The following is a 10,062-nucleotide window of genomic DNA, read 5'->3' on the forward strand; positions in this document are numbered from 1 at the left end:
CGATCCATTTCATCATTATTAAAGACCAAATTTTTTCTATCTATAATTAGGTAGAAGATGAGAAGCAAAGATTGCTCTCACCTTCAGAACTTTTCTTATTTTAAACCTTCTAATTCTGTAACGACTGCATTTAATTCTTCTTCTGGAAGTGGAGCAAATCCAGTTTCCGAAGCTACTTCAGCAGCATTTTCCATTGTATAAATTGCATAGTCTAATACTTGTGCCTTTTCTTTCGCCATATTGACATTTAGATAAGTAAATACGGGTCTTGTGAATGGAGCATATTCGCCATCTTCACTGATTGTATCTAGGTTAGGTTCAACAGGACCGTTACCAAAATCAATTTTTACAATTTTAACTTTGTCTTTATTATTGACTGCATAACCGTATCCGAAGAATGCAATGGCATTTTTATCTTTAGAAACTAAGTCTACTAACGTAGAGTATTCTTGTTGAAGATTTGCTTCAGCTACTAAGTCTTGCTCGTCTAAAATGTTTTCCCAGAAAAATTCATACGTACCGTGGTTTTCGTTAGGACCGTACGTTTTGATCGGCTCATTTGGAAAATCTGAACGTACATCTGACCAATTCTTCTTACCAGCACTTGCTAAGAAAATATCAATTACTTCTTGTTGAGTTAATTCTTCAGCCCAATCGTTATCAGGATGTACAACAAATGTTAAACCATCAAGAGCGACCTTTAATTCTTTTACTTCAATTCCTAAATCTTCGGCAGTTGCTGCTTCCTCGTCTTTAATTTGACGAGATGCATCGTTGAAATCTGTTCCGCCTTCTTCAACTAAAAACTTTTTAAAACCAGCGCTTGTTCCAGCGCGACTTACTTCAACCGACACATTTTCTTGCTCATTCGTCATATAATTTTCTGCCATCTTTGACATGAAAGGATAAACTGTTCCAGATCCATCAATTACAACACTGCCCTCTAATTCAGCACTTGCGCTTTCGTTTTTGTTTTCCGTTTCACTATTTCCAGTACTGCTTTCGTTACCACATGCAGCTAATACTAGCATTGTGATTGTAATCATTGCTAAACCTAAAAACTTCAAGCGTTTCATTCCTTAATTCCCCCTAAGAGTAAGTTTGTTTTGCTTTGTCTTACAAACTTAGAATAATCGTACTCTATTAATCTCGTGTGAATTGAATGTAAAGGTTATGTAAATTTTGGGGGAATGATGAAATCCCCCTATTATTGTCCCGAGTTTGCATTTACGACTCATAGAAAAAAGCCTAACGATATTGTTAGGCTTTCTTCATTCTTATTCATTTCCCTGTGCATCATCTTCATCAGTAGATGTTTCTTCGTCTGCTGTAGAATCTGTTCCCTCGGAATTTTTTTGTTGAGACTCTGTAGCTCGCTTTTCTTTCAGTTCAAAGTATTTATCTAAAATGGCTTCTCCAACTTTAAGGTTCATATTATGTGATGTATTTCCATAATATGCGTAAGGTAATACTACAGCAAATGCTACCTCAGGGTTATTAAATGGAGCATATCCGACAAGTGTACTATTTACTGCTTCTACACCTTTAATGAACGATTGAGCTGAACCGGTTTTACCAGCAGCGTCATAAGGTTTACCTGAAAATGCGCTTCGAGCTGTTCCACTTGATCCTTGAAAAACTAATTTAAATCCTTGTTGGACTCTTTCAATATATTTCATGTCTATGTCAACCTTGTTCATGACAGTTGGTTCGAAAGGTTCTTGAATTGGACCTAATTCATTATCTTCCATGGTTGGTTGATGAATTTGTCTAACGATCTTTGGTTGCATTCTATAACCGTCGTTTGCAATCGTAGACACATATTGCGCTAATTGCAACGTTGTATAAGTGTCATATTGTCCAATTCCTAAGTCCATTAATAGACCAGGAGTAAGATCTGGCCCGGGATATCCAGTTGCTTCACCAGGTAAGTCAATTCCCGTTTTCACTCCCAAACCAAACTGACTAAAATAATTTCTTACAGTACGAAATGCATCGGTATCAATAGAAATGGGTTGGCCATACACATAATTTCCACCCGCTAATTCAAGAAATAACTTAAACATATATACGTTAGATGACAATTCTAGTGCTTTTAAATCATTAGTAGGCCCTAAATTCTTCCATGATGCTTTAAGTGATCCTTCTTTACCAATTTTCATTGGGGAATCATAATACATAGAACCGATATCTATGACACCTGTATCATAGCCTGTTAACATAGTAGCTCCCTTAACAGCTGATCCCATTTCATAAGCTGCATTCATTGTACCTAGGGCATAGTCCTGAAATCCCATTTTGCCATCTTTTCCTCTTGTATAGACCTTTCCAGCCATACTTAGAATTTCACCGGTTTTTGGATTCATCATGACTACAAATGCGCGGTCTAGATATTGTGTACCCTTCATTTGTTTGTGAACCAACATTTGTTCTTCGATAATTTGTTCAACTGCTTGTTGAAGCTCCATATCGATTGTTAAAACAAGATCACTACCTCTTTGCCCTTCTGAAATCATGATTGTTTCCTGTACGGCATTACCCTTAATAATATTTTCAACTTTTGCCTTTTGGCCATGTAATACAGATTCATATTGTGCTTCTAAATAGCTTAAACCAACACGATCATTCCGGTTATACCCTCGAGCTAAGTAATAATCAAGCTTATCACCTGGTAGCCCTTCATCTGTATCAGAAATTCGGCCAAGAATGGATTTTAATGTGTTATCAAATTTATAATCACGAATCCAGTCAGTTGTAGTGTTGACACCTGGCAAATGCTCGAGATTTTCACTGACTACAGCATATTCTTCTGGTGTTACATTTTCATTCTTTACGATCTGTGGGACTAGTGCATAGCCCTTAGTCATTTCACGGAAAATTGCTGCAACCTCTAGCTCTGCTCCTGTGATCTGTTTAAGATCTTCTTCCGTGATTCGTTCGATTTGGAGCTTATAGATGTCTTTACTGGATAATTCTAACTCGCCAGCTTCCACTTTGTTCATTTCTTCTTCGACCAATGCATTTGCTTCATCTGGGTTTTTAAGCATCCAAAAATCTTTCAAATCACGTTCTGTTACTTTATCCGTCTTCATGTCAATAAACGTTGCAAGGGTTTCTGCCACTTCTAATACTTCTTCTTGCTTAGTCCCTCGTGCACGTGTATATGTGATTGCATTTAACGCCTTATTATCCACGATGACATTTCCATTTTTGTCGTAAATCTTACCTCGTGGAACAGGAAGATTTACAATTTCATTTTCTGTTTTTTCTACTTCCTTTTGAAATTTCTCACCATGTACTATCTGCACAACCCCAAGTCGTAGGATTAAGGCTGAAAATAGCAAAAAGACAGCAAAAAATAACATATTTAAACGAAATGGAACATGTGACTTTTTCTTTTTGATCATAAACATCAACTACCTTTATTTATTTGCTTATTTCTAATTTTATCTTTACGTACTATTCTTATGAATAAAAAAGACACCTAACCCAGGCTAGGTGCCTTTATCTTCTATTGTAAAAGAAACTCAAGTTTTTTTCCATGATTAAATATATTAAATCAAATACACCTTGGTGTATTGGCTGCCCAGATTTTCCGAGCTAGCTCGAAACCTCCTCTGAAAATCTGAGGCATCCGCCGGAGGCACTTAACTTTATTCAGCACCTGCTGAATAAAGTTAAGCAGTTGATCCGCCTTCACCTTCTATTAACTTGCGATTCGCACCAGATTTTGATTGGACGGGACCAGCAGCGTCAGGTGTTTTGATACGTCGGATTGGAATATAAAGAAGTATATGTCCCGCCCCGACAATTGCTAGAAGCATTGGAATGCTTTGTTTTTCGTCGAAGAAAGTAACTGCAATTAAGAAAAGAATAATCGAAAGTATTCTTCCACAGTTTAAAAAGATTTCTCTCACTACCACATATTCTATTCTCATCTCTTTCGCGTTCCACCCCTTACCAATCACATCATAGGTTAAGGAATTATAGGGAACGAGTAAGATGGGATAAGCAATTCCAATAATAACTCCATATATAATCAACCTTGCATAGGTTACATCAAAAAGAATCGCAAATATTGCAAGATATATCATTAATCCACCAAGAAGTATGGCCTTTTTGCGCATTTTCTTTTTGATTAACCTCGTTGCGAGGAAGTAAAACAAAAACGATACACCTGAATTTATTAATCCAAATTTCCCCAAAGCCAACTCACTGCCTGTTGCGACAAAAACAAACACTGAAATGACAAATACAAATGTACCCTCACGGATTCCTTGGAAAAAGTGGGCATGAAGAATGTTCTTCCAGTTTGAATTATTTTTCCGTTCAGCTAGAATTCGCCTAAATACAAAATCTCCTTCGGCACTTCGCCTTTTTAAGAAGAAGCTAAGCACAACAGCACCAGTAAATAAACCTAAGGAAATTCCAAAAATAACTGTGTAACCAGTAAAACTTTTCATTGAAGATATGATGATTCCCGCTGCAATGGGACCGATCATTCCTGCAAATGAGCCAAGTAACCCTAAAAATCCGTTGAAAAAGTCACGCGTCTCAGGCTCTGTAATTTCAAAGGTTAAAACATTAAAGGCCAACCAGTAAAAGCCATAACCTATTCCAAGTAGTGCCCCTAATATTAACAAATACTGTGAGGCATTTTCACCAATCCAGAGAACGGTGATATAAAAAATGGCTAAGAATGAAACTCCAAGCCTTAGCACGATTACTCTATCTATTTTCTTAGCCCATCTGCCTGCTAGGATAAAGGTTAATGGTTGTAAAACAACGACTGCTAAATTATATAACCCTAAATCCTTAAAATCTCCTGACTGCTTCCATAAGTACACATTTACAAAGGTGTTCGATAAAGCAATACTTAATGCATACAACCCACCAATCACTAGTAACAAAATTAAGTCCCTGTGTATGGGTACATCACCTAATACCTTTTTAAAACCAAACATTTGCTGACTCCCCTTTTTTATCTACATCATTATTGTGTGATAAAAAAAAGGAGATATACAAAGAAATGCAGGAGGTTCCTTAGCTTTGAAAAAATAAAAAGCCAGTGGACGGATCCACTAGCTCTACTCTAAATTACTTTGCAGAATTGTAACGGTTTGCTACTTCTTCCCAATTAACTACATTAAAAAATGCAGAAATATAATCAGGACGACGGTTTTGATAGTTTAGGTAGTATGCATGCTCCCAAACATCAAGACCAAGAATTGGAGTTTTACCTTCCATTAATGGAGAATCTTGGTTTGGAGTGCTTGTAACTTCAAGCTCACCATTGTTAACAACTAACCAAGCCCAACCAGAACCAAAACGAGTTGTAGCTGCTTTAGTAAACTGATCTTTGAATGCTTCAAAGCCACCAAATTTGCTATTGATTGCTTCTGCTAATTCGCCAGTTGGCTCTCCGCCACCATTTGGAGAAAGAATAGTCCAGAACAGGCTATGGTTTGCATGTCCACCACCATTGTTTCTTACTGCTGTACGAATATCTTCAGGAACAGCGTCAAGATTAGAAACTAATTCTTCTACTGATTTGCCTTCAAGATCAGCCTTACCAGCGATTGCATTGTTTACGTTTGTAATGTAAGTATTATGGTGCTTAGTGTGGTGAATATTCATTGTTTCTTTGTCAATGTGTGGTTCTAAAGCATCATAAGCATAAGGTAATTGCGGTAATTCGTATGCCATTGTTTATTCCTCCTTAAATATGTATGTAAAAATTGAACCTTGAAAACGATTTCGTCTTCATTAGTCCTCACTTGTAAGATTACCAAAATAAGTATAACCTTTCAAATGAAAAGCACTATTAATTCATAATTTTTCATGGGTAAACAATAGTACCAGATTTAAAGTTCCCTTGATATAGAAGGATTATTCATCATAATACAACAATTAAAAAATAGATTATCATAATAGCTTGAATGATTCCTTTTGCCAGAACCCCACTAAGAAACCCAATAAGTGACCCTACACCGCTTTTAAGTGCATCTTTTACATTCTTTTTATGCACTAGCAGTTCTGCTAAAAATGCACCAAGGAATGGACCAATAATAATCCCAAAGATAGGAATTATAAATGGGCCAACGAGAAGTCCAATTGTACTTCCCCAAACAGCCGCCTTACTTCCACCATATTTTTTTACCCCAACTAAATTAGTTGCATAATCAGCACCTAATAATAGAAGAAAAAATAATGCTTCAACCACCCAGAACCAAATCGAAAAAGAAGCAAATCCCTGAAAGAAGCCATAAACTAAAAAGCCACCCGCAATGAAAAGCACACTCGGAATAATCGGATAGACAAGCCCGACAAATGCAATTACAAACAATAATATAATAATTATCCACATAAGAAGTACCATATTTTTTCATCCTCCTTTAAAAAAATACAAGGCATTGTACGCCTTGTATTTAATGTAAGAATATTAAAGTTGTCTTTCACCTAGAACTGCTTCCGCAATATTAACCGCATGGTCGCCGATACGCTCAAGATTACTAATAATGTCAACAAATACGATACCAGCTTGTCCTGAACATTTACCTTCATTTAAACGCAGTATATGCTTTTTACGTAATGAACGCTCCATTGTATCAATCTTTTCTTCTTGTTTTACCACATCAATCGCCAATGTACGATCATTCTTTTGAAGACTTTGAACGGCTTCATTCACTGTATATATTGTTAATTTAAACATTTCATTTAAATCTTCCATTGCATCTTCTGTTAACTTCACTTTATTCGAAATCTGATAGTCAACTAACTCCACCACATTCTCAAAATGGTCACCGATTCTTTCGATATCACGAATCGTATTAACAAGAACAGAGTGTAAGGCTGATTCCTGTGCTGAGAGTGATCTCGATGAAACTTTGATTAAATAATCAGTAATTTTTTTATCTAAATTATTTATTGCGTCCTCAATTTGCATAGCTGTATCTGAATATTTTTGTGATTTCTCATTTAAATAGGTATTTGATTCTTCCAGGCCCTTAACCGCAAATTCACCCATTCGAACAACCTCTTCTCTTGCTTGCCCTAATGCAATTGCAGGAGATTGTTCAATAAAAACAGGGTCAAGATGTTTTGGCTTGTATTCCATCAGCGAATCCTCGCCCGGAATTAACTTTGTAACAATAAATGCTAAAACAGCAATAAATGGAAATTGAATAATAGTATTTGTCACATTGAAGCTACCATGTGCAAACGCTATGGTCATTTCTGGATTTAAATTTAACGTAGTTTGTAAATAGCCAATAAATTTTGTGAAAGGCGCAAGCAAAATCAGAAAAATAATGGTTCCAATAATATTAAAAATTACATGTGTCAATGCAGCTCGTTTCGCAGCAACTGATGCCCCGATAGAAGCCAAAACAGCTGTAATTGTCGTTCCAATATTATCACCAAACAGTACAGGGATAGCTGCTTTAAGATCTAAAAGGCCTTCTCCAAATAATCCCTGTAAAATCCCAATCGTTGCACTTGAACTTTGTACAATAACCGTAAATACGGTACCAATGACAACTCCTAGTATTGGACTAGAACTCATATTAACCGTTAAATCATGAAAGGTTTCAAGGGATCTAAGAGGCTTCATTCCATCTCCCATTAATTCTAAACCTAAGAACAGTGCACCAAACCCAAACACGATTTGTCCAAAATTGTGTATTCTTTTATTTTTGAAGAAAAACAATAGTATTGCACCTAACGCGATAATCGGGAGTGCGTAATCAGAAATTTTTATACCAATGATAAATGCAGTAATCGTTGTACCGATATTAGCTCCCATTATTACACCAATTGCCTGTCTTAATGTCATAAAACCGGCACTTACAAGTCCTACCACAATAACTGTTGTTCCCGAACTACTTTGGATTAAACATGTTACAAAAATACCAGCGAGAACTCCCATGAATGGATTGGTAGTAAACTTATCTAAAATATCTCTGAGTTTATCACCAGCGGATTTCTGCAGTCCATCCCCCATGTACTTGATACCAAATAAGAAAATACCAAGGCCGCCTATAAACTGAAATATCATACTTTGTACGTCTAATTCCACAATGCCAACTCCTAAAAAAATAATCGAATTTTGTAGTAAAGCCATAAAAATAGTACCGTAGTCAATTTTTAAAGTAAAGGATTATTAAGTAAATTTACAATACTGTAACATTAGGCTATTTTTCACTTCTCTTGTAAATCTATTTTTCACTTGATATGCAGATTTATGTATTCCTATACTTTTCCTATTAAATTTCTCTTCTAACTCTATTATTTTTTGGAATATAGTAGTCAGCGAAGCATATTCTGTATTAAGTAGACCTAGCGGAGGTTTTGATATGAAACGTTTATTTGCATTCCTAGCAATCGTATTTATTGTATATATTATTTATTACGACATAAGAATTGGGACGCTACCAACAGCAACAGCAAAAGAAGAAAAGATAGAGACAACCGAAGTCATTGCTCAGACATCAAACGATCCATTTATAGAAGTTAAAGTAAAAGCAGGTGACACATTACTTTCCATCGTCGAGAGGGTAAATGAGGATAGGCAAATATCATCTATCGAAACTGTAATCAAAGATTTTGAAGGACTAAATCCAGAAAGCAAAGCAGAGCTTCTACAAATTGGGAAAACCTACAAATTTCCATTATATAAGGGTGAATAAGGGTATTTTCTTGTCAATTTTTTATTTCAACTGTAAAATAGGCAAGTAAATGATTCTTTAGACTAGATATTTTTCAAATAAAGGATTACTCTTATATAAGTTATTCAAATGCTTTTTAAAGGAGCGATATTTGTGAGTGAAATCATCCATCGTACAAAAACACGTCCTGTAAAGGTAGGTAATTTAACGATTGGTGGTAATAATGAAGTAATTATTCAAAGTATGACCACAACTAAAACACATGATGTAGAAGCAACGGTTGCTGAAATAAAAAGGCTTGAAGAAGCAGGCTGTCAAATCGTTCGTGTAGCATGTCCTGATGAGCGAGCAGCAAATGCAATATCTGAAATCAAAAAGAGAATTTCAATTCCTCTTGTAGTTGATATACACTTTGATTATAAATTAGCCTTAAAAGCGATTGAGGGAGGAGCCGATAAAATTCGGATTAATCCTGGAAATATCGGTCGCAAAGAAAAAGTTGAAGCTGTTGTAAAAGCTGCAAAAGAAAAAGGAATTCCGATTCGAATCGGTGTAAACGCTGGGTCATTAGAGAAGCGTATCCTTGATAAATATGGATACCCAACAGCAGATGGTATGGTTGAAAGTGCATTACACCATATTAAAATCTTAGAAGATCTTGATTTTCATGACATCATTGTATCAATGAAAGCATCAACCGTAGAGCTTGCCATTGAGGCTTATGAAAAAGCTGCAAAAGCTTTTGATTACCCACTTCACTTAGGAATTACCGAATCAGGAACATTATTCTCAGGAACAGTCAAAAGTGCTGCAGGTTTAGGTGCCATCTTAAGTAAGGGAATCGGAAATACATTACGAGTTTCATTAAGTGCTGACCCTGTAGAAGAAGTTAAAGTTGCCCGCGAATTGCTAAAATCTTTTGGTTTGGCAGCTAATGCAGCAACATTAATATCTTGCCCGACCTGTGGACGTATTGAAATTGATCTAATTAAAATAGCTAACGAGGTTGAGGAGTACATCTCAACGATTAAAGCACCAATTAAGGTTTCTGTATTAGGATGCGCAGTTAACGGTCCTGGTGAAGCACGTGAGGCCGATATCGGCATTGCAGGAGCAAGAGGAGAAGGCCTACTGTTCCGCCACGGTAAAACTGTACGAAAAGTACCGGAAGAAACTATGGTAGAAGAATTGAAAAAAGAAATCGATAAGCTTGCTGAAGAATATTATGCTAAACAAGCAGCTGAGCAATAGAAAAGTTTCGGCGCCTTGCTCAGCACCGACAAGCACAAGACGAGCCAGCAAGAAGGTTGTTCTTTAACCTTCATGATGGATTGACTTGTGACCTCGAGGGGCTAGGCGCTGAGACTGGACACAAAAATAAAAAACAAGCCCGACA

Annotated in this window: 8 protein-coding genes; 2 read left to right on the forward strand and 6 right to left on the reverse strand. The window is 36.3% G+C overall.

The genetic code is table 11. From position 1 onward, the window contains the following. Nucleotides 1-95: 95 nt before the first annotated feature. The 6 genes from AC6CHV_RS22225 to AC6CHV_RS22250 form a co-directional block, all read right to left on the reverse strand. On the reverse strand, nucleotides 96-1,076 hold the full coding sequence (locus AC6CHV_RS22225) for a PstS family phosphate ABC transporter substrate-binding protein (RefSeq protein ID WP_341330862.1): 981 nt from the start codon (nucleotides 1,074-1,076) through the stop codon (nucleotides 96-98). Nucleotides 1,077-1,277: 201 nt separating this feature from the next. Next, nucleotides 1,278-3,407 carry a peptidoglycan D,D-transpeptidase FtsI family protein gene (locus AC6CHV_RS22230; RefSeq protein ID WP_341330861.1) on the reverse strand — a complete coding sequence of 710 codons (2,130 nt, stop codon included), beginning with the start codon at nucleotides 3,405-3,407 and terminating at the stop codon, nucleotides 1,278-1,280. 270 nt (nucleotides 3,408-3,677) lie between these two features. Continuing rightward, the gene (locus tag AC6CHV_RS22235; protein ID WP_341330860.1) at nucleotides 3,678-4,964 is read right to left on the reverse strand and encodes an MFS transporter; all 1,287 of its coding nucleotides are present in this window, start codon (nucleotides 4,962-4,964) and stop codon (nucleotides 3,678-3,680) included. A 133-nt stretch (nucleotides 4,965-5,097) separates the two neighbouring features. Continuing rightward, the gene (sodA, locus tag AC6CHV_RS22240; protein ID WP_341330859.1) at nucleotides 5,098-5,706 is read right to left on the reverse strand and encodes a superoxide dismutase SodA; all 609 of its coding nucleotides are present in this window, start codon (nucleotides 5,704-5,706) and stop codon (nucleotides 5,098-5,100) included. 190 nt (nucleotides 5,707-5,896) lie between these two features. Further along, the gene (locus AC6CHV_RS22245; protein WP_341330858.1) at nucleotides 5,897-6,379 is read right to left on the reverse strand and encodes a DUF456 domain-containing protein; all 483 of its coding nucleotides are present in this window, start codon (nucleotides 6,377-6,379) and stop codon (nucleotides 5,897-5,899) included. A gap of 63 nt (nucleotides 6,380-6,442) precedes the next feature. Further along, nucleotides 6,443-8,077 (reverse strand): Na/Pi cotransporter family protein, encoded by a 1,635-nt coding sequence (locus AC6CHV_RS22250; RefSeq protein ID WP_341330857.1) that lies wholly within the window; start codon nucleotides 8,075-8,077, stop codon nucleotides 6,443-6,445. A gap of 277 nt (nucleotides 8,078-8,354) precedes the next feature. Here AC6CHV_RS22250 and yqfZ point away from each other — a divergent pair, with 277 nt between their 5' ends. Together yqfZ and ispG are read left to right on the forward strand one after the other, a co-directional pair. Continuing rightward, the gene (gene yqfZ, locus AC6CHV_RS22255) at nucleotides 8,355-8,687 is read left to right on the forward strand and encodes a protein YqfZ (protein ID WP_341330856.1); all 333 of its coding nucleotides are present in this window, start codon (nucleotides 8,355-8,357) and stop codon (nucleotides 8,685-8,687) included. A 126-nt stretch (nucleotides 8,688-8,813) separates the two neighbouring features. Continuing rightward, the gene (ispG, locus tag AC6CHV_RS22260; protein WP_121447314.1) at nucleotides 8,814-9,917 is read left to right on the forward strand and encodes a flavodoxin-dependent (E)-4-hydroxy-3-methylbut-2-enyl-diphosphate synthase; all 1,104 of its coding nucleotides are present in this window, start codon (nucleotides 8,814-8,816) and stop codon (nucleotides 9,915-9,917) included. The last annotated feature ends 145 nt before the right edge of the window (nucleotides 9,918-10,062 follow it).

The organism is Ferdinandcohnia sp. GQ5, from assembly GCF_059759275.1.

Excerpts from the sequence above, each read along its gene's own strand:
- AC6CHV_RS22230 (WP_341330861.1), bottom strand. The coding sequence starts at position 3,407 with ATGATCAAAAAGAAAAAGTCACATGTTCCATTTCGTTTAAATATGTTA.
- AC6CHV_RS22225 (WP_341330862.1), bottom strand. The coding sequence starts at position 1,076 with ATGAAACGCTTGAAGTTTTTAGGTTTAGCAATGATTACAATCACAATG.
- AC6CHV_RS22235 (WP_341330860.1), bottom strand. The coding sequence starts at position 4,964 with ATGTTTGGTTTTAAAAAGGTATTAGGTGATGTACCCATACACAGGGAC.
- sodA (WP_341330859.1), bottom strand. The coding sequence starts at position 5,706 with ATGGCATACGAATTACCGCAATTACCTTATGCTTATGATGCTTTAGAA.
- yqfZ (WP_341330856.1), top strand. The coding sequence starts at position 8,355 with ATGAAACGTTTATTTGCATTCCTAGCAATCGTATTTATTGTATATATT.
- AC6CHV_RS22245 (WP_341330858.1), bottom strand. The coding sequence starts at position 6,379 with ATGGTACTTCTTATGTGGATAATTATTATATTATTGTTTGTAATTGCA.